The following is an 18,793-nucleotide window of genomic DNA, read 5'->3' on the forward strand; positions in this document are numbered from 1 at the left end:
GCCCTGGTCGGTGGTGACCTCCTAACCCGCTACCATGAACGACCTGCCGCCAGAAGCCGACGCCGCCGAGGAACTGCGGCATCTCGCCGCCGAGATCGGCCGCCACAACCGCCTCTACCATACCGACGACGCGCCCGAAATCAGCGACGCCGCCTACGACGCGCTGGTCCGCCGCAACGCGGTGCTGGAAAAAGCCTACCCCCATCTCGTCCGCGCCGACTCGCCGAACCGACAGGTCGGCGCCGCCCCCGCGGGCCACCTCGCCAAGGTCGCGCACGCGAAGCCGATGACCAGCCTCGACAACGCCTTCGCGGACGAGGACGTGGCCGAGTTCATCGCCCGCGTCCGCCGCTTCCTGCGCCTGCCCGACGACGAGCCCGTGGCGCTCACCGCCGAGCCCAAGATTGACGGGCTGTCCTGCTCGCTCCGCTACGAGAACGGCGTGCTGGTGCAGGCGCTCACCCGCGGCGACGGCACGGTGGGCGAGGACGTCACCGAGAACGTCCGCCACGTCCGCGGCATCCCGCAACGGCTCCACGGTGACGCACCCGCGATCTTCGAGGTACGCGGCGAGGTGTACATGGCGAAGACGGATTTCGCCGCCCTCAACGCCCGCCTGCTCGCCGAGGCGGAGGCGGCGGGCAAGGAAGCGCGCCAGTTCGCCAACCCGCGCAACGCGGCTGCCGGTTCGCTCCGCCAGAAGGACCCGGGCGTCACCGCCGGCCGCCCCCTCGCCTTCCTGGCCCATGGCTGGGGCGAGGCGAGCGACGTGCCGTTCGACACGCAGGAGCGGCTGGTCGCCGGCTTTCGCGCCTGGGGCTTTCCCGTCGCCGACGCCTTCGCGCGCTGCGACACGCTGACGCAAGCGTTGGCCGTGTACCGCGAGATCGAGCGACATCGCGCCGACCTGCCGTTCGACATCGACGGCGTCGTCTACAAGCTCGACCGGCTCGACTGGCAGGCGCGGCTCGGCATCGTCGGACGCACGCCGCGCTGGGCGATCGCGCACAAATTCCCGGCCGAGCGCGCGCAGACGACGCTTCAGCGGATCGACATCCAGGTCGGCCGCACCGGCGCGCTCACCCCCGTCGCGCGGCTGGAGCCGGTAACGGTCGGCGGCGTCGTCGTCACCAACGCGACGCTTCACAATGCCGACGAGATCGCGCGCCTCGGCGTGCGCGAGGGCGACCGCGTCGTCCTCCAGCGCGCCGGCGACGTGATCCCGCAGATCGTCGAGAACCTCTCGGCGGCCGAGGATCGCCCGGCCTTCGTCTTCCCCATCCACTGCCCCGAATGCGGATCGCTGGCGACGCGCGGGGAGGACGAGGTGGTGATCCGCTGCACCGGCGGCCTGATCTGCCCCGCGCAGCGCGTCGAGCGGCTGATCCACTTCGTCTCGCGCCACGCGTTCGACATCACCGGTCTGGGCGAGACGCTGGTCGCCGCCTTCTTCCGCGACGGCCTGATCGCCTCGCCCGCCGACATCTTCCGGCTGCACCGGCACCGCGACGCGCTGATCGCGCGCGAGCGAATGAGCGAGCTCGTGGTCGACAAGCTGCTCGCCGCGATCGAGGAGCGGCGGACGGTCCCGCTCGACCGCTTCCTCTTCGCGCTCGGCATCCGTCATATCGGCCAGATCACCGCCCGCGACCTGGCGCGGCGCTTCGTCAGCCTCGCCGGCTTCGAGGCGATGATCGACTCGGGGCTGACCGTCCGCGCCGACACGGTGCCCGCGATCGGCGAGACCGAGCGCAAGTTCGACCTCCGCCGCCAGCGCGCCCTCACCGCGGCGATCGACACCGCGCAGGTCGGGCCGGAGGTGGCGGAGGCGCTGCTCGACTTCTTCGCCGAGAGCCATAATTGCGCGGTGGTCGACGACCTGGCGCGCGAGCTGACCGTCGCCGACGTGGTGCACGAAACGCGCGCGTCGGCGGTGTCGGGCAAGACGGTGGTGTTCACCGGCAAATTGGAAACGCTGTCGCGCGACGAGGCCAAGGCGCAGGCGGAGGCGCTCGGCGCCCGCGTGTCGGGATCGGTATCGGCGAAGACCGGTTTGGTGGTCGCGGGCGCGGATGCGGGATCGAAGCTGAAAAAGGCGGCCGACCTGGCAGTTCAGGTGGTGACCGAGGCGGAGTGGGCGGCGATCGTCGCGGCGGCGGGGTAAGCTAGCTCGTAAGCATCGTCATGCACCGGCAGCAGCGAACATCATCAAAGCTGACTGGCAACTTTAATCGCGTGCATCGCAAGCCGGGCATAGGCTGAAGTCGTCGCTCACCATGCCTTCGCTGCCGACAAACGGGTTGCTGCAATGAGAGCAAATCTGGTCAGGCTTACGCTGGGCAATCGGCGATCCCCAAAGATGAAGCTTCCGATCAATCGATTCATTGGTGTCATGATCCATTCTCCCGCAATACGTCAACTCAGCTAACGAGTGACTAATTCCAGGTGATGGATGCTGAAACAAAAAGAGGCGCTCGTTTCAGAGCGCCTCTTCCCGATCATCGCTTAATCAAGCAGCCTGCTTCGCGCGGCTCGCCTTCTTGCGCTCGTGCGGGTCGAGGTGGCGCTTGCGCAGGCGGATCGACTTGGGCGTCACCTCCACCATCTCGTCGTCGTCGATATAGGCGATCGCCTGCTCCAGCGTCATCCGCTTAGGCGGCGTCAGCCGGATCGCGTCGTCTTTGCCGCCGGACGCGCGGAAGTTGGTCAGCTGCTTGGCCTTCATCGGATTGACCTCGAGGTCGTCCGTCTTGGCGTTCTCGCCGATCACCATGCCTTCGTACAGCGCCTCGCCGTGCGCCACGAACAGGATGCCGCGCTCCTCGAGCGGGCCGAGGGCGTAGCTGTTCGCCTCACCGGCGCCGTTCGAGATCAGCACGCCGTTCTTGCGCCCCTCGATGTTGCCCTTGTGCGGCCCGTACTTCTCGAACAGCCGGTTCATGATGCCCGTGCCGCGCGTGTCCGACAGGAATTCGCCGTGATAGCCGATCATGCCGCGGCTGGGTGCGGAGAAGGTGATGCGCGTCTTGCCGCCCGTCGACGGGCGCATGTCGGTCAGCTCGGCCTTGCGCAGGTTCATCTTCTCGACGACCGTGCCCGAATGCTCGTCGTCCACGTCGATGATGACGGTCTCGTACGGCTCGGTCTTCTTGCCGTCCTCGTCCTCGCCGAACAGCACGCGCGGGCGGCTGATGCCGAGCTCGAAGCCCTCGCGGCGCATCGTCTCGATCAGCACGCCGAGCTGGAGTTCGCCGCGACCCGCCACCTCGAAACTGTCGCGGTCGGCCGCCTCGGTCACCTTGACCGCGACGTTCGACTCCGCCTCGCGGAACAGGCGGTCGCGGATCATGCGGCTGGTCACCTTCGACCCCTCGCGGCCCGCCATCGGCGAATCGTTGACCGCGAAGCGCATCGACAGCGTTGGCGGGTCGATCGGCTGCGCGTGAAGCGCCTCGGTGACGCTGGGATCGGCGATCGTGTTGGCGACGGTGGCGACGGTGAGGCCGGCCAGCGAAATGATGTCTCCCGCCTGCGCCTCATCGACGGGCACGCGGTCGAGGCCGCGGAACGACAGGATCTTCGACGCGCGGCCGGTCTCGATCACGTTGCCGTCATTGTCGAGCGCGTGGATCGGCTGGTTGGTCTTGACCGTGCCCGAATTGACCCGGCCGGTCAGGATGCGGCCGAGGAAATTGTCGCGATCGAGCAGCGTGACGAGGAAGGTGAACGGCGCATCCTGGTCCAGGCTCGGCGGCGGGACGTGGGCGACGATCGTCTCGAACATCGGCTGCAACGTGCCCTCGCGCGCGTCCATGTCGGTCGAGGCGTAGCCGTTGCGGCCCGACGCGTAGAGCACGGGGAAGTCGAGCTGGTCGTCGTTCGCGTCGAGCGACACGAACAGGTCGAACACCTCGTCCAGCACCTCCTGGATGCGCGCGTCGGCGCGGTCGACCTTGTTGACGACGACGATGGGCCGCAGGCCGAGCGCCAGCGCCTTGCCGGTGACGAACTTCGTCTGGGGCATCGCGCCCTCCGACGAATCGACCAGCAGGACGACGCCGTCGACCATCGACAGGATGCGCTCCACCTCGCCGCCGAAATCGGCGTGGCCGGGCGTGTCGACGATGTTGATCCGCACCGCCTCGCCACCCGCGGGCGGCGTCCACTCGACCGAGGTGGGCTTGGCCAGGATGGTGATCCCGCGCTCCTTCTCCAGGTCGTTCGAGTCCATCGCGCGCTCCTCGACGCGCTGGTTGTCGCGGAACGTGCCCGACTGGCGGAACAGCTGGTCGACGAGGGTGGTCTTGCCGTGATCGACGTGCGCGATGATGGCGATATTGCGGAGGTTCATCGAAAATCCTGGGGTTGGGCCGCGGTCAGCGCGGCACCGTCGCGCGCGCCCTTAGCGTAAATGGTCGACTGCGGGAAGAGCGGGGTCCGGAACGTCCGGCGTCGGCTCACCCGCCGATCGGTACGCGCAGCGACAGCGCCACGGTGCGGCCCAGCGGATCGAGCAGCCAGGGATTGAGGATGGTCGATCCCGTCCGGTTGAACGTGCGGATGCGCGGATGCGCGGACGCGCGTTGGTGAGGTTGCGGATCGACAGTTCCAGGCGGTATCCGCCCCACCTGCCGCCGCGGCCGCCGCCGCCGCCGGCCGCGCCGGGCGATTGCAGCGTCATCAGCAGATTGCCGTCCACCCGCACCAGCGGCGCGACATCGACCCCGTTGGTCGGATCGGCGACCGAGGTGGAACGTATCCCGCCGCTGCGCGATACCGAGACGTTGCCGCCGAACCGGCGCGTGCGCAGCCCCAGCTGCCCGCTCCATCGCTGACGCCCTTGTACGCCGGTGGAGATGCTGAGCGGATTGGTCAGCGTGTCGATCACGGGAATGTCCGGCCCCAGCCGCAGCGAGCGCCGCAGCTGTCGCTGGCCCTGGATACCGATGTTCCAGTTGAGCGTGCTCTCCCCCCGCCCCCCGCCCGACAGGTTGAGGGCGGTCGTCACGCTCTCCTCCACCTGCCGCACGGCGTTGAACGGGCGGACGTCGACGCTGACGAGCCGGCCCGCCGCGTCGCGCCGGAACCGGTCGGGGAAATAGCGTTCCGCGAACGCCGATGGCTCGGTCAGGCTGACCGTCGGCCGCTCGACCGCGTCGCGCGAGAAGCCGAGATTGCCGTTCAGCTGGACCTTGCCGATCGTGCGATCGTAATTGGCCGAGACATTGATGCCCAGGCTCGCCTGCGGGGCGAGCGGCGCGCCGCCGGTGATCTGCTCGATCGGCACCAGCGCACCGGCGCGGTAATCGTACACGGTGAACCCGATCAGCGTCTGCACGGGGGCGTTGATCTGCTCGTTCGAGGGCAGCGATCCCCGTCGGCTGATCGAGGCGTTGACGAACAGAGCGGACGACGGCCGCCAGCTCAGCGACACGTTGGTGCCGATCACGTGGCCCCGGCCGTCGATCGCGTTGTAGTCGATCGACGGCATCAGCTCGACCGTTCCCAGGAAACCCAGCACGGGGGTCGAGCCGGCGACGATCGGCAGCGACACGTTGGCCTGCGCGCTGGTCGTGGCATAGCCGGTACGCAGGACCGTGTCGTTCAGCCGGTCGGTCGCGGTGGTGCGGGCCCGGTTGCGCTGCGCCGACAGGTCGATCCGCATCTCGCCCGCCGGCAAGGTCGCGACGGTGCCGCCGGCCCGCGCGGTCAGGCCGGCATTGATCGTCGCGGTGCGAAGGTCCTGGGCAAGGCGGCACTGCGTGCAGCCCGCCGCGGCATCCCCGGCCAGGATGCGCGACCGGCTGTCGCTGCGTCCGACGTCGGCGATCGCGGTGACCTGGAAGCCGGCCACGGTGTTGTTGTAGCTCGCATTGATGCTCGACGATCCGCCAAGGCTCTCCTGCTGCGTCGTGCCGTTCGTCTGCCGCAAATTCTGCGTCCGCGCACCCCGGAGGCCGAGATCGAGGTTACCGGCGCCGAGCGGCCGCCCCGCGCCCAGCGTCGCGTAATAGGATTGCCGCCGCGGCAGCAGGCTCTGCCCGGGCGGCACCGGCTGGTCGCCGTTCGCGGCGCCCGGCCGCTGACGGGCGAGCAGCCCTTCGTCCGCCTGCGCCCTGGCGAACCCGTTCAGACGACGGTCGCCGTTCAGGACGACGCCGCGCAATTCGCCCTGTACCACGGTGCCCGCGCCCTCGGTCGCCGCGCGGACCTCGTCCTCCAGCGACAGCGAGCGGAAATCGCGCTTCAGCGTCAGGTTGAGCAGTCGCTTGTCGGCCGAGAAGCCGAACCGCTTGGCATCGGCGGGCGTGTAGATCTCGATCCCCTTCAATGCCTCGGCCGGCAGTTCGCCAAGATCGGCCAGCGATCCGATCCGGCGACCGTTGACGATGATGGAGAACTCGCGCCCGCCCTGCTGCTGCTGCAGCCGCTCGATCACCTCGTTGATCGATCCCGCGCCGTAGGTGGAGATGCGCCCTTCCGACAATTCGTCCAGCGCCTGCGCGCCCTCCAGCGACTTCGGGCGCCGCGATCCGGTGACCACGACCTCCGGCAACACCGCCGGCGCATCCGGGGCGGTGGCCGGCCCCTGGCCGATCGGCGGGGTCTGGCCGGTCGCGGGGGCGGCTTGCACGATCGAGGGCTGGGCAAGGGCGTCGATGGCGAGCATGGTGAAACCTCGAAAAGCATCGGCAGCATCGGCGCGCAAGCTTGCACGGGCCTGCCCCGACCTCGTCGACGTTGCACAGCGTATTAGTTGAACGATACACTTGAACGGCGGAGCGACACCCGTCACATTGCCCGGCCTGCTGGAGGACGATCATGGCGACCACTGCCGAGACGATTGCCGAACCTGGTCTGACGCTCACCCCGCCCGATCCGGTGCCCACCGTCGCGCCCGGGAAGGCGGCGGGGCTGGTGCCGGTCGACGAGACCAAGAAGACCGAGCTGGACACCCGCGTCGACGGCTTCGTCGCCGAGCTGGTCGCGCAGGACGTCAACAGCCCCGAATTCGGCCGCCGCGTCGACGCGATCACCGCGATGGGCGCCAAGGAGATCCGCGAGGCGGCGGGCCAGTCGAACCGTTTCCTCGACCGGCCGGTCAAGGCGATGAACCAGGACACGGGCGTCGGCAAGGACCTGGCCGAGCTGCGCCGCGTCGTCGAGGATCTCGATCCGGGCCGGAAAGGCGCTTTGTCGGCGCCCAGGAAGCTGTTCGGGATCATCCCGTTCGGCAACAAGATGCGCGACTATTTCGACGGCTACAAATCGTCGCAGACGCACATCAGCTCGATCCTGAAGAGCCTCGCGAGCGGCAAGGACGAACTGTTGATGGACAATGCCGCCATCGACACCGAGCGCGCCAACCTGTGGACCGCGATGGGCCGGCTGGAGCAGATGATCCACCTGTCGCGCACCATGGACGCGCGGCTGGAGGACAAGGCCAACGACCTAGACCATTCGGACCCGGCCAAGGCCAAGGCGATCCGCGAGACCGCGCTGTTCTACACCCGCCAGCGCACGCAGGACCTGCTGACCCAGATGGCGGTGACGGTGCAGGGCTATCTCGCGCTCGACCTGGTCAAGAAGAACAATGTCGAGCTGGTGAAGGGCGTCGACCGCGCGTCGACCACCACCGTCTCGGCACTGCGCACCGCGGTTACCGTGGCGCAGGCGCTGACCAACCAGAAGCTGGTGCTGGAGCAGATCACCCAGCTCAACACCACCACCGCCAACATCATCGATTCGACCGGCAAGTTGCTGGCGCAGAACACCGCCCGCATTCACGAGCAGGCGGCGTCCGCCACCATCCCGCTGGAGACGTTGCAGCGCGCGTTCCAGAACATCTACGACACGATGGACGCGATCGACACGTTCAAGATGAAGGCGCTCGACTCGATGAAGACCACCGTCAACACGCTGGGCAGCGAGGTGGAGAAGTCGCGCGGCTACATCGCCCGCGCGGAGGGCGCGGCGCAGGGCCAGCTGAAGGGCCCGGCCGACAGCTACCGGCTGGAGTCGCTGTGACGTCATGAGCGAGGTCGATGACGCCATCGCCGCCGCACGCGCCTCCTGGTCGCGGATCGCGGGCGACGCGGAGCCCGTGCCCGCCCGCCGCGCGGCGCGCCGCAATCAACCGCTCGGCCGCCGGCTGAAGCGGATCGCGATCGCCGACGCCGCCATCCTCGCCGCCGCGATGGTAATCGGCATGATCCTGCCGACCGGCATCGGCATCATGGGCGCGGTGGCGGTGATGGCGCTGCTGATCGCCGCCACCGTCGTCTTCGCCGTCTGGCCAGCCGAGAACGCCGCCCCGCCCCGCCCCGAGAAACTGCGCGAGGTGGACCTGCGCGCGCTGCCCGCGCAGACCGAGCGCTGGCTCCAGGCGCAGCGCCGCGCGCTGCCCGCGCCCGCGCAGCATCTGGTCGACCGGATCGGCGACCGGCTCGACACGCTGTCGCCGCAGCTCGGCCGGATCGAGCCGGAAGGGGAGCAGGCGCTGGAGATCCGCCGGCTGGTGGGCGAGCAACTGCCCGCCTTCGTCGCCGACTATGCCCGCGTGCCCGAGCCGCTGCGCCGGGTGGAGCGCAACGGCCGCACCCCCGACGGTGCGCTGGTCGACGGGCTGGGCGTGATCGAGCGCGAGATCGCCGGCATGACCGAGCGGCTGGCGCAGGGCGACCTGGACAGCCTGCAGACGCGTGGCCGGTTCCTGGAGATGAAATACCAGAACGACCGGTGATCCGGCCGCCCGGCTGGTCAGACCGCGGCCATCCGGCGGAGTGTGTGGGTCAGCTGCTCGTGCCGGTACGGTTTGGCGAAGAACACGCTGCGCGCGGGCAGTTGGGCAGGGCTCGGCCGCATCTTGTCGCAGGTGACGATGATCTCGATCGGCGGCCAGCGATCGCGGATGCACGCGGCCAGCATGATCCCGTCCATCGTGCCGGGCATGTCGATATCGGTGAACACCAGCCCGATATCGGTCCGTTCCTCCAGGATCGCGATCGCGGCGGCGGCGTTGGCCGCTTCCACCACCACGAACCCGGCATCCTCGCCCAAATCCACCGCCATGATGCGCAGCAGCGGCTCATCTTCGACGACCAGCAGGACGGGCAAGGGCAGCGCTCGGGAATGGGGCATGTACGCGAACTGACCTTCTGACATCAGGCTTGCTGCAACTCCGTCAGAGGAGCGAACATCGTCGCCGAGAAGCCGGTGCCTTCGTAACGGACCGTCACACCGCCCGTTCCTACCAAACCCAGATTAATTAATCGCGACCCGAAACCGTGGCTTCTCGGCACTTCTGCGGGCGGTCCTCCAGCTTCCCGCCAGTCCAGACGAAGCACGCCGTCGTTGACCACCCACGTCACCGCGACGCTGCCGGCATCGACCGACAACGCGCCGTACTTGACCGCGTTGGTGCCCAGCTCGTGCAGCAGCAGGGAGGTCGACAGCGCCGCCCGCGACCCCAGCTCGATCGGCGGCCCGTCGATCCGGAATCGATCGCGGCCGTCGAGCACCTCCAGCACGCGCGCCGCCACCGTGGCCAGGTCGGCCGCCTCCCAGCCCTTGCCCAGCAGCACGTCATGGGCACTGGCGAGCGCGCCGAGCCGCTGCTCGAAACTCGCCACCGCGTCGCGCTCGGTCACCCGCTTCAACGTCTGCCCCGCGATCGCCTGCACCATCGCCAGCGTGTTCTTCAGCCGATGCGACAGCTCGCCGTTGAGCATCCGCTGCCGCTCCTCGCCGTGCAGCCGGGCGACGCCGACTTCCACGCGATCGGCGACGTTGCGCAGGAAATCCAGTTCCTCGCGGGTCCAGTGGCGGGGCTCGCTGTCGTGGACCAGGAAAGCGGCGACGGTGCGCCCACGCTCGCGCACGGGCATGTTGAGCAGCGCGCCGATGCCGATCGCCAGCATCGGCGCCGGATCGGCGGCGGAACGCGGATCGGTGCGGACGTCGTCGATCACCAGCGGATCGCCGCTCAGCAGCGGCGGCAGCAGGTCGCCGTAATCGGCGAAGCGATGTACCCCCTCGATGCTGGCCATGCCCTTATCGGTCCAATCCCGCTCGATCGCCATCGTCTCGGCGACGTCGTCGATCCGGCCGAATCCGGCGCGCGTGGCGCTCAGCGTCTCGCCGACGATGCGCGCGGCGGTGAACGTCATCTCGGCGACGCTGCTCGCCTCGCGCAGCCGATCGCCCAGCGTCAGCAGCGCCTCCAGCCGGCGCTCGGCCTGCAACCGGTCGGTCACCTCGACGAAGATGATCGCGAACCGATCGCCGTCGAGCTGGAACGCATGCGCTTCGTAATCGCGCCGCAACCGGCCGATACGCCGCACCATGGTGCGCGGCAGCCCGGTGTCGCAGACGCTGGCGACCTGGTCGATCCACCACTGTTCCGCATCCGGCAGCACCTGCCGGACGGTGCGGCCGATCGCCTCGTCCGCCGACAGGTTCATCAGCCCGGACCAGGCATCGTTGACGTCGAGATAGCGCCAATCGACGGTGCGGCCGTCCGCGTCGCGGATCAGTTCGCCGACGACGAACCCTTCGCTCAGCTTCTCGAACAGCTCGCGCCAGTGCCGCTCGCTGATCGACAGCACGTCGTGCATCGGCGGCGGCGCCTGGTGCGCGCCGCCGCGGCGCGCGACACCGCCGTCGCGCTCGTCGATCATCCGGCGCAGCTCGAGCTGGGCGGTGACTTGGCGTGCCAGCCGACGCATGCCGTCCGCCTCGCGCGCGCTCAGCCCGTGCGGACGCGGCACCGTGTCGAGCACGATCAGCGTGCCCAGCAGCTCGCCCGCCGGGTCGCGCATCGGCATGCCGGCGTAGAAGCGTGCACCCTCGTCGCGCGCGACCAGCAGATTGCCCACCGTACGCGGATCGGCGGCCAGGTCGGGGATGACGAACAGGTCGGGCGCGTCCACCGCCAGCGCGCAGATCGACTCCGCGATCGGCAGCTCGCGCTCCGCCAGCCCGATCCGCGCCTTGAACCATTGCCGGTCGGTGGCGAACAGCCCGACCGCGGCGATCGGCGCGGCGCAGCATTGCGAGGCGAGCACGACGAGATCGTCGAACCCCGCCTCTGCCGGCGTGTCGAGAATGGCGTAGCGATCGATCGCCGATCGCCCCGCGTCCGGACCTGTTGCAACCCCCGTCATGGATCGTTTCCGATCACCCCCACCCCGCGCGACCATCCACGCCAAGTCATTCCAATGCAAGCGGCAATTGGTCGGGTCCGGTTCTACCGGCCGGCAACGGCGATCAGTGCAGCGCCCACCGCATCAGCCCGCCCACGCCGAGCGCGCCGAGCCGGATCGCCGGCCGCGCCGGGCCGGGCGTCGCCAGCCCGTGCATCCGCGCCGCCCAGCCCGGCAGCAGTTCCACGCCCGCACGCATCATCAGCGCGTTGGCCGGCGCGTTGAGCAGGCTAGGCGACGGCCGCCGGACGAGCAGCCGCACCACCTCACGCGTGCGCGCGTCGACACGCAGCGCCGGCCGCATCGCCGTCAGGTAAGCGGACAGCGCGGCGCGCGTCACCGGCACGTCCTGCGCGCCGAGCGCGGTCGCGATCTGCGCCATCTCCGCGACATAGGCGTCCTGCCGCGCCATCGGCATGGCGGGATCGCGGTAGCGCAGGTGCGCGCGCAGAAAGCTGTCCACCTCGGCGGCGTGCACCCAGAGCAGCAGCGCGGGATCGTCGGCGGCGTAGGGCGTGCCGTCGGGCAGCGTGCCGGTGACGTGGCGGTGGATGCGCGCGACGCGGGCGATCAGCGCCTCCGCCGCCGCCGTCGAGCCATAGGTGGTGACGGTGACGAACTGCGCCGTCCGCTTCAGCCGGCCGAGCATGTCGCGGCGAAAGTCCGAATGGTCCCACACTCCCGCCAGCGCGGCCGGGTGGAGCATCTGCATCAGCAGCGAGCAGATGCCGCCGATCATCATGCTGGTAAAATCGCCGTGCACCGCCCAGGTCGCCGAGCCGGGGCCGAACAGGCCGGGGTCGCCGTCCGGCCGGGAAAGGTCGAGCTCGGTCGAGCCGACCAGCCCGCGCACCCGCCCACCGATCGCATCCTTCAATGTCGCTGCGCCCTGGGCCATGACAGCGATATGGGAAGCCTGGCGGCCTAGCGATAGGTGCGCGCGCGCTCCACCACGGTCGCCCAGGCCGTCGCCTCCTCGTCGCAGCGACGGGTGACCACCAGCCCGCTCGCCGTGGCGGTGGCGAGATCGACCGACACCTCGCCTGCCCACTCGAACGTGGCGTTGCCCGAGATCGTCACGCTGTTGTCCACGCGCGCGACCGCGCGGACCAGGCCGCCACGATTGAGCACGGTTGCCGTCTCGCCATGGCGCAACCGGCCGGTCAGGCAGGCGGCGATCGTCGAGGCGCCCATCGCGCTGCCGCAACTGTTGGTCAGGCCGACGCCGCGCTCGAACGTGCGGACGAACAGCGTCGGCTCCTCCGGCGTCCCACCGGCGACAACGAAGCTGACGTTGGCGCGGCGCGGCAGCCAGTCGGGTGCGCTCTCGCAGATGTCGCCGATCGCCACCAGTTCGGCCTCGTCCACCGCGTCCACGAAGGAGACGAGGTGCGGGTTGGGCATCGCCACCGCGGTGAAGCGCCGGGCACCGAGCGGCGGCACGACCGCGTCGACGATCCGCGCCGGCTGGTCGGGCAGGCGCATCGGCCAAGCGCGCGCGTCCAACCCCGCCGGTCCCGCCGTCTCGGCAATGGTATAGACGCCCGCCGCCACGTCCGCGTCGCGCGCCACGCCCGCGTCCGACCCGACGAGCGACACGTCGGCGACGTCGACCGCCAGCGCCTCGAACCCCATCCGCGCGACGCAGCGCAGCCCGTTGAGACAGGTCTCCGCCTCCGACCCGTCGGGGTTGAACATGCGGAAACCGAAGCGCGCTCCCCCGCGCGGCCGGGTGAGCAACAGCAACCCGTCGCCGCCGACCGGCCCCGCCCGATCCGCCAGCGCGCGCGCCACCGCCGACCAGTCGCCATCGGCCAGGTCGATGGCGCGCGCGTCGATCATCGGAAAATCATTGCCCGACCCATGGCATTTGGTGATCGCGAACCGCATGGCGCCGGTTCTTAGAGCGCGATCGTGTTCGCGGATAGCGGGGTTACCCGTTGGCGGCCCCAACCTCCTGTTCCCCGGCGAAGGCCGGGGCCCAGCGGGGAAGGCTTCTGCATCGGCCGAAACGCTTCTCACCCGCGTCCTCCACCTGAGCCCCGACCTTCGCCGGGGAATAAAAGCGGTATTCTGGAGAGAGCGCTTACGAGTCTCGGGGCGGAGAAGCATAAAGCCCTCCTCCACGCTTCCCCTACGAGAGCCGGTAATGGTCCGCCAACCGATCGAGCGCGAGCGTCAGCACCACCCGCCCGCTGCGCGCCGGCCAGCCGAGCGCCTTCTCCGCGCCCGGCAGCGCCTCGCCCGCGCAGACCACGCGCCACAGGATGTCGCATAGGCCGCGGCCGACCGCCGCCACGGCGGCGTCGAAGCGCCGCTTGGCGGAGAGCTGCGCGGTTGCCGGGCCTTCCCCTACCCCGCCGCCGTCGACGCGCGGCGCCCAGCGCATCGTCACGCTGGGCGCCAGGCCCGCGCGCTCCCAGTCGGCGCGCAGCCGCTCGCCCGCCTCGAACTGGCGCGGCTCGACCAGCCCGCGCGCGCGCAGCCAGCCGAGCGGCGACTCGGCCGCGTTCACCGTCACCCGCCGGCCTCTGCCCGCCGCACCGGGCAGCGTCCGTTCCACCAACTCCTGCATTCGATCCTCCACCGACAACCTACACACCCTTGCCACAGTGGATTGTTTGTAGGAAAGCAGATAACCGCTACGGTTAGGAGCATGCGATGATTACCGCCATCCGTGAAGTGCGCCGCGCGCGCGGGCTGACGCTGGAGGAGGTCGCGCTCGCCTGCGTGCCACCCACCACCGCGCAGACGATCGGCCGGCTGGAAACCGGCACGCGCACCGTGTCGGTGGCGTGGCTTAATCGCATCGCCGCCGCGCTGGGCGTCGCTGCCGCCGACCTGGTCCGCCTGCCCGAGCGGGCCGAGCTGCCCGTCGCCGCGCTGCTCGACGAACGGGGCGCGCAGGCGCCGCGCGCCGCCGCCACGGTGACGCCGCCCGTGCCCACCGCCGGAATGGTCGCGGTCGCGGTGCGCGCGGCGACCGGCGACTATCGGCCAGGCGACGAACTGTGGTGCGAGATGCTGGCGCCCGACCGCTTCGTGGCTGCGCTCGGCCGCGACGTGCTCGCCCCTGTCGCCGCGGGCCGCTTCGCCTTCGGGCGGCTGGCGGCGGTGCGCGACGACGCGGTCGACCTGCTGCCGCCCGCGGGGGCGCCGGTCACCGTCGCCGCCCCCGCCTGGCTGGCGCGCGCGGTGCGACTGGTGCGCGCGCTCTAGCCGAAGCGGAAACCGGCGCCGCCCTGCTCGCCGTCGTCGCCGCGCTCGCGCCCGGCCAGGACGTTCTCCAGTTCGCCCAGCGTATGCGGCACGTCCAGATGCTGTGCGCCGAGGAACAGCCGCGTGCCCTCCGCCTGCGGCACGGCGTGGGTCAGCTTGTCGATGTCGACCAGCGCGGTGCCGGTGGGAAGGGTCTCGATCTGGACGAAGCGCATGGAATTCTCCTGGCAGGGACGGCATCGCACCCTGCCCTGCGATGCTCAACGCACGGCGCGCGTCGTCGGCGGCGTCACGGTACTGACGACCCGCCGCGGCGGTGCTAGGCGGCGGCGATGACCCGGCTCGCCCTCATCCTCCTGCTCCTCCTCGCCGCCTGCTCGCGCGGGGCGGAGGAGGCGCCGCCCGCGCGCACCGACGGCAACGACCAGGCGGCGATGCAGCGCTCGCTCGACGAACTGACCCTGTCGGTCCGGCTCAAGGCGGCCGAGGCGCGGATCGAGCAGCTGGAACGCCAGGTCGGCGCGTTGGAGGCGACACCCGCCAAGCTGGAGAACCAGCTGCTGCAGCAACGCCTGGAGCAGGTAGAGGCGCGCGCCTATGCCCTTCCCCCGAGCGATGCCGCCTCGACGCCGCCGCGCGCGACCGCCAAGCGCGGCGAACCGACGCCGGCGGCGTCGCCCAGCCCGGCCGCGGGTCGCTTCAACCCCTTCGGGCTCTGAAAGGCACCGCTAGCGCAGTTTCAGGGGGCCGGACACGATCGCCACCGTGGTTTTTCTGCAACGCAGCACGACCGATCGCACACAACGACGGAACCAACTCGATCTTGTCACCGAAGCGACATAATCGGGGAGCAGGGGCGCGAGCATCCGGCACACGGAAGCCGAGAATCGGACAAGCGTCCAAAGGGGAATTTTCGATGCGGAACAATCTGTTCGTCGGCGTGGCCGCGATCGCGATGGTCATGCCCGCGACCGCAATGGCGCAGGAGACGACCACCGTTATCCGGGGCACCGTCACCGCCAACAACGCGCCGGTCGTCGGCGCCGCCGTCACCGTCGTCAACGTGCCGTCGGGCACCACCGTCAACCTCACGACCGACGCGGACGGATCGTTCAACGCCAGCGGCCTGCGCGTCGGCGGCCCCTTCACCGTCACGATCAACGCGCCGGGCTATCCGCAGCGCCAGATCACCGACATCTTCACCGTGACGACGCAGCCCTTCGATCTGCCCGTCGACCTGACCGCCCCCGCCGCCGAAGGCGCCGACGTGGCCGAGGGCGAGGAAATCGTCGTCACCGCGTCGTCGATCGCGGGTGCCGGCACGCGCGGCCTCGGGCCGGCGACCGTGTTGACCGCCGCCGACATCGCCAACGTCGCCTCCGTCAACCGCGACGTGCGCGACCTGATGCGTCGCGATCCGTTCGCCCGCCTCGACTATGCCGAAGGCTCGGGCCGCGCGGTATCGTTCGCCGGCCAGAACGCGCGCTTCAACCGCTTCTCGGTCGACGGCGTGCCGATCACCGACAATTTCGGCCTCAACCCGGACGGCCTGCCGACCCGCCGCAGCCCCGTGCCGCTCGATGCCATCGGCCAGTTCCAGACCAAGGTCGCGCCCTACGACGTGCGCGAGGGCAATTTCCAGGGCGGCGCGATCAACGCCATCCTGAAGTCGGGCACCAACGAATTCCACGGTACCGGCTTCTACTCGCAGACCAACGACGACCTGACCGGCAAGCGCACCAAGGCGGGTCCGGGCGTGCCGACCGGCCGCGTCAATCAGCCGAACTTCAAGATCGAGAATTACGGCGTCGAGCTCGCCGGCCCGATCATCAAGGACAAGCTCTTCTTCATGGTCGCGGGCGAGCGCATCCGCGCCGGCACGCCGATCCCCGAGGGCACGCTGGAAAACAATGCCGGCGGCGCGGTGATCGCGCGCGACATCGGCACCGGCTTCCTCAACGACGCGACGGTCAACCAGATCCGCGCAATCGCGCAGTCGCGCTACGGGTATGAGACGGGCGGCATCGTCAACAACTCGCAGGATCGCGACGACCGCGTCGCCGCGCGCTTGGATGCCAACCTGTCGGACACGCAGCGCGCCTCGCTGACGTACCTCTACACCAAGGATTCGATCCAGTTTAACCAGAACTCGTCGGTGACGGGCAGCACGCTGGGTCTGGAGTCGAACGGCTACGTCGCGTCGAACCGACTGCACACCGGCGTGTTCCAGTTGAACAGCGACTGGACCGACGAGTTCTCGACCGAGGTCCGCGCCTTCTACAAGGACTATAAGCGCGGTCAGGACCCGATCCTGGGTCGCGGCTTCGCGCAGTTCCAGGTCTGCACCGCGCCCACCTCCGACCGTAGCAATCCGGGATCGCAGGGCGCCAATGCGTCGACCGCCTGCATCCCTGGCCAGGCGACCGTGTCGTTCGGCCCGGATATCTCGCGCCAGTCGAACGCGCTGACCAGCCGTACCTATGGCGGCCTGTTCCAGGCGCGCCTGACGCGTGACAACCACGACCTGCGCGTGTTCGCCGATTACCAGGACACCAAGATCTTCAACGAGTTCCTGCAGCGTTCGGCCGGCGATTATTATTTCGACTCGATCGCCGATTTCGCTGCCGGCAACGCGCAGCGTCTGCGTTACCAGAACTCGGTCGTCCGCGATGCCAACGGCACGCAGCAGTTCAACCCGACCGATGCCGCCGCGCAGTTCCGTTATCAGTCCTACGCCTTCGGCATCCAGGACAATTGGCGGATCGCGGACTGGTTCACGCTCGATTACGGCGTACGCTACGACATGTATGGCGGTGACAGCCGCCCGGCGCTTAACCAGAACTTCATCAACCGCGTCGGCTTCCCCAACACCGCCTACATTAGCGGTCGCGGCATCATCCAGCCGCGCGTCGGCTTCGAGTTCAAGCCGGTCAACGACCTGTCGGTCCGTGGCGGTGTTGGCATCTTCTCCGGCGGCTCACCGGACGTGTACGTGTCCAACAGCTTCTCCAACACCGGCGTGTTGTCGAACACGGTTGACATCCGCCAGAACAACAACGGCACCTTCAACGTGCCCGGTCAGACCGGCGCTGCGGCGACCACCATCGGTCAGACCGCACTGACCAACGTCAACGGCACGACGATCCCGACGGCCGTCAACAGCTACCTTGGCGGCTCCACCGTTTCGAGCCTTGGCATCGTCAATGCGCTGGACCCGAACTTCAAACTTCCGTCGCAGTGGCGCAGCACATTGTCGTTCGACTATGCACCGGATGCGCTGGGTGGCGTTAACTTCGGCGCCGATTTCTTCTACTCGTCGGTCCGCAATGCGGTGTTCTTCACCGATCGTCGCGTGGTGCCCAACGGTACTTTGACGCCGGACGGTCGCACCCGCTACAACTCGGTGACGGAGTTCGGCGATACCAACTACGACCTGCTGCTGACCAACACGAAGAAGGGCCGCAGCTACATCGCGGTCGCGCGCGTCGATAAGACGTTCGACATCGGCGTGAACGTCGGCGCCAGCTACACCTATCAGGACATCAAGGATCAGACGCCGGCGACCTCGTCGACCGCCAACTCCAACTACGGCAATGGCGCGTTCCTCGATGCCAACGGCGCCGCCTACGGCATCTCCAACGATCAGGTGAAGCACAACATCAAGTACAACCTGACGATCAACCCGCGACTGTTTGGCGACAACAAGTCGACGATCGCGCTGTTCGGCGAGACGCGGATCGGCCGTCCGTACAGCTACACCATGCAGGACGCTTCCAATCAGCGCAGCCCGGTGTTCGGCACCGTCCTGTCGTCGGCGCGTTACCTGCTCTACGTGCCGACCGTGAACGACACGCGCGTCTCGTACGATAGCCCTGCCACGCGCGACGCGTTCGAAGCGCTCATCAACTCGACCAAGCTGAACAAGTATCGCGGCCAGATCGCGCCGCGCAACGTGTTCAACTCGCGTTGGTTCACCAAGGTCGACCTGCACGTCGCGCAGGAACTGCCGACAGGTATCGGTAACTCGAAGGTGGAAGTGTTCGCCGACATCGAGAACATCGGCAACCTGCTCGACAAGGATTGGGGTCAGCTGCGCCAGTACAGCTTCCCCTACACGATCGCCGCGGTGCGCGTGCAGTGCCTCGCGGCCCCGGTCGCGACCGGCACGGCGGCAGGCGGCGTGGTGGTCAACAACTCGAACCAGCCCTGCGCACAGTATCGCTACCTGGCGCCGAACACCGCGCCGACCGACTCGATCTCGTCGCAGCAGTCGCTGTACCAGATCCGCATCGGCGCGCGCTTCAGCTTCTAAGCCGAAGTCCCACGCCACGCCGAACGGCCGTCGCTCCCACGCGGGGGCGGCGGCCTTC

Annotated in this window: 15 protein-coding genes; 6 read left to right on the forward strand and 9 right to left on the reverse strand. The window is 69.1% G+C overall.

Annotation, left to right across the window (positions count from 1 at the left end; genetic code table 11):
* Positions 1-43 precede the first annotated feature (43 nt).
* Entirely contained in the window at positions 44-2,164 is a 2,121-nt protein-coding gene (gene ligA / locus BM145_RS07510) for an NAD-dependent DNA ligase LigA (protein ID WP_177200128.1), read from the forward strand.
* Positions 2,165-2,227: 63 nt separating this feature from the next.
* Here the strand turns inward: ligA and BM145_RS16005 are convergent, their stop codons facing one another.
* From BM145_RS16005 to BM145_RS07520, 3 genes are all read right to left on the reverse strand, one after another.
* On the reverse strand, positions 2,228-2,401 hold the full coding sequence (locus BM145_RS16005; RefSeq protein ID WP_177200121.1) for a hypothetical protein: 174 nt from the start codon (positions 2,399-2,401) through the stop codon (positions 2,228-2,230).
* A gap of 108 nt (positions 2,402-2,509) precedes the next feature.
* Entirely contained in the window at positions 2,510-4,351 is a 1,842-nt protein-coding gene (gene typA / locus BM145_RS07515; RefSeq protein WP_093332976.1) for a translational GTPase TypA, read from the reverse strand.
* Between the two features lie 51 nt (positions 4,352-4,402).
* Positions 4,403-6,670, reverse strand: coding sequence for a TonB-dependent receptor (locus BM145_RS07520; protein WP_093332978.1), 2,268 nt, complete (start codon positions 6,668-6,670; stop codon positions 4,403-4,405).
* A 152-nt stretch (positions 6,671-6,822) separates the two neighbouring features.
* Here BM145_RS07520 and BM145_RS07525 point away from each other — a divergent pair, with 152 nt between their 5' ends.
* Both BM145_RS07525 and BM145_RS07530 read left to right on the forward strand, forming a co-directional pair.
* A complete protein-coding gene (locus tag BM145_RS07525; RefSeq protein ID WP_093332979.1) occupies positions 6,823-8,028 on the forward strand; it encodes a toxic anion resistance protein in 1,206 nt (401 codons plus the stop codon).
* A 4-nt stretch (positions 8,029-8,032) separates the two neighbouring features.
* Positions 8,033-8,743 (forward strand): hypothetical protein, encoded by a 711-nt coding sequence (locus tag BM145_RS07530; RefSeq protein ID WP_093332981.1) that lies wholly within the window; start codon positions 8,033-8,035, stop codon positions 8,741-8,743.
* 17 nt (positions 8,744-8,760) lie between these two features.
* Here the strand turns inward: BM145_RS07530 and BM145_RS07535 are convergent, their stop codons facing one another.
* From BM145_RS07535 to BM145_RS07555, 5 genes are all read right to left on the reverse strand, one after another.
* Entirely contained in the window at positions 8,761-9,141 is a 381-nt protein-coding gene (locus tag BM145_RS07535) for a response regulator (RefSeq protein ID WP_093333190.1), read from the reverse strand.
* A gap of 23 nt (positions 9,142-9,164) precedes the next feature.
* Complete coding sequence (locus tag BM145_RS07540) at positions 9,165-11,165, reverse strand: GAF domain-containing protein (protein WP_177200122.1); 2,001 nt, start codon at positions 11,163-11,165, stop codon at positions 9,165-9,167.
* 103 nt (positions 11,166-11,268) lie between these two features.
* On the reverse strand, positions 11,269-12,102 hold the full coding sequence (locus BM145_RS07545; protein ID WP_093332984.1) for an oxygenase MpaB family protein: 834 nt from the start codon (positions 12,100-12,102) through the stop codon (positions 11,269-11,271).
* Positions 12,103-12,128: 26 nt separating this feature from the next.
* Entirely contained in the window at positions 12,129-13,094 is a 966-nt protein-coding gene (gene dapF, locus BM145_RS07550; protein ID WP_093332986.1) for a diaminopimelate epimerase, read from the reverse strand.
* A gap of 244 nt (positions 13,095-13,338) precedes the next feature.
* Positions 13,339-13,779: a DUF6456 domain-containing protein gene (locus BM145_RS07555; RefSeq protein ID WP_093332987.1), complete on the reverse strand. Its 441-nt coding sequence runs from the start codon at positions 13,777-13,779 to the stop codon at positions 13,339-13,341.
* Between the two features lie 86 nt (positions 13,780-13,865).
* Here BM145_RS07555 and BM145_RS07560 point away from each other — a divergent pair, with 86 nt between their 5' ends.
* Positions 13,866-14,423: a helix-turn-helix domain-containing protein gene (locus BM145_RS07560; RefSeq protein WP_093332988.1), complete on the forward strand. Its 558-nt coding sequence runs from the start codon at positions 13,866-13,868 to the stop codon at positions 14,421-14,423.
* On the opposite strand, the gene BM145_RS07565 is transcribed toward BM145_RS07560, so the two are convergent.
* Entirely contained in the window at positions 14,420-14,638 is a 219-nt protein-coding gene (locus BM145_RS07565) for a hypothetical protein (RefSeq protein WP_093332990.1), read from the reverse strand. The two genes, BM145_RS07560 and BM145_RS07565, sit on opposite strands and share 4 nt — an antisense overlap.
* 117 nt (positions 14,639-14,755) lie before the next feature.
* Here BM145_RS07565 and BM145_RS07570 point away from each other — a divergent pair, with 117 nt between their 5' ends.
* Together BM145_RS07570 and BM145_RS07575 are read left to right on the forward strand one after the other, a co-directional pair.
* Positions 14,756-15,142: a hypothetical protein gene (locus tag BM145_RS07570; protein ID WP_093332991.1), complete on the forward strand. Its 387-nt coding sequence runs from the start codon at positions 14,756-14,758 to the stop codon at positions 15,140-15,142.
* A 197-nt stretch (positions 15,143-15,339) separates the two neighbouring features.
* Positions 15,340-18,735: a TonB-dependent receptor gene (locus BM145_RS07575; RefSeq protein ID WP_093332993.1), complete on the forward strand. Its 3,396-nt coding sequence runs from the start codon at positions 15,340-15,342 to the stop codon at positions 18,733-18,735.
* Positions 18,736-18,793: the final 58 nt, after the last annotated feature.

This window comes from Sphingomonas rubra (assembly GCF_900115745.1).
Lineage (GTDB): Bacteria > Pseudomonadota > Alphaproteobacteria > Sphingomonadales > Sphingomonadaceae > Sphingomonas > Sphingomonas rubra.

Coding starts and splice junctions, on each gene's coding strand:
- BM145_RS16005 (WP_177200121.1), bottom strand. CDS start 2,401: ATGGATCATGACACCAATGAATCGATTGATCGGAAGCTTCATCTTTGG.
- typA (WP_093332976.1), bottom strand. CDS start 4,351: ATGAACCTCCGCAATATCGCCATCATCGCGCACGTCGATCACGGCAAG.
- BM145_RS07520 (WP_093332978.1), bottom strand. CDS start 6,670: ATGCTCGCCATCGACGCCCTTGCCCAGCCCTCGATCGTGCAAGCCGCC.
- BM145_RS07525 (WP_093332979.1), top strand. CDS start 6,823: ATGGCGACCACTGCCGAGACGATTGCCGAACCTGGTCTGACGCTCACC.
- BM145_RS07530 (WP_093332981.1), top strand. CDS start 8,033: ATGAGCGAGGTCGATGACGCCATCGCCGCCGCACGCGCCTCCTGGTCG.
- BM145_RS07535 (WP_093333190.1), bottom strand. CDS start 9,141: ATGCCCCATTCCCGAGCGCTGCCCTTGCCCGTCCTGCTGGTCGTCGAA.
- BM145_RS07540 (WP_177200122.1), bottom strand. CDS start 11,165: ATGACGGGGGTTGCAACAGGTCCGGACGCGGGGCGATCGGCGATCGAT.
- BM145_RS07545 (WP_093332984.1), bottom strand. CDS start 12,102: ATGGCCCAGGGCGCAGCGACATTGAAGGATGCGATCGGTGGGCGGGTG.
- dapF (WP_093332986.1), bottom strand. CDS start 13,094: ATGCGGTTCGCGATCACCAAATGCCATGGGTCGGGCAATGATTTTCCG.
- BM145_RS07555 (WP_093332987.1), bottom strand. CDS start 13,779: ATGCAGGAGTTGGTGGAACGGACGCTGCCCGGTGCGGCGGGCAGAGGC.
- BM145_RS07560 (WP_093332988.1), top strand. CDS start 13,866: ATGATTACCGCCATCCGTGAAGTGCGCCGCGCGCGCGGGCTGACGCTG.
- BM145_RS07565 (WP_093332990.1), bottom strand. CDS start 14,638: ATGCGCTTCGTCCAGATCGAGACCCTTCCCACCGGCACCGCGCTGGTC.
- BM145_RS07570 (WP_093332991.1), top strand. CDS start 14,756: ATGACCCGGCTCGCCCTCATCCTCCTGCTCCTCCTCGCCGCCTGCTCG.
- BM145_RS07575 (WP_093332993.1), top strand. CDS start 15,340: ATGCGGAACAATCTGTTCGTCGGCGTGGCCGCGATCGCGATGGTCATG.